The sequence below is a fragment of the Vibrio sp. 2132-1 genome (assembly GCF_033344315.1).
In genome coordinates this window covers 1-580 of sequence record NZ_JAWPON010000613.1, presented here as the reverse complement: position 1 = coordinate 580, position 580 = coordinate 1, and the positions used below count along the sequence as shown (strand labels likewise).

Here is a 580-nt window from a genome sequence, read left to right as displayed (position 1 = left end):
AGCCTGTTTTCGAAATCACGTTGGTCAATTCTGCCAGAGCACCTTGGTGGTTGAGCATGTCTACTTTCAGTTCTGCGATAAACTCTTTGTCGTAATCGTCAGACCACGCAACGGCCATGTATTTGTCCGGCTCTTTTTGGTAACCGCGCACATTTGGACACGTTTCACGGTGAACAACCAAGCCACGGCCAGGAGACACATGCGCAATGATGTGGTCATCTGGAATTGGGTGACAGCAATTAGCAAACGTCAGCAGCAAACCTTCCGCGCCACGAATTGGAAGTTTCTTCTTCGAGTCGGTTGGAATGGAACTGGTTGTCGTTAGCTCTTCAGTATCACCCAGCAAACGACGAGCAATCACAATACTCATGAGTTCGCCCAAACCAATTGCTGCGAGTAAATCGTCTGTGCTTTCTAAGCGCAGATCGGTCAGTACTTCTTGAATGTTCTCTGGGTAGATGGAGTCAATCGAGTGACGACCCAAAGCGTGATTCAATAGGCGGCGGCCGAGCGTGATGGATTCTTCACGGCGCATGGTTTTCAGTACTTGACGAATCTTAGTGCGAGCGCGAGAAGTCAC

At 49.5% G+C, this 580-nt stretch carries 1 protein-coding gene; it reads right to left on the bottom strand.

Going from position 1 to position 580, the window contains the following annotated elements:
• The coding region (locus R8N47_RS26965) for a RelA/SpoT AH/RIS domain-containing protein (RefSeq protein ID WP_318186336.1) at positions 1-580 on the bottom strand (580 nt) is incomplete at both ends.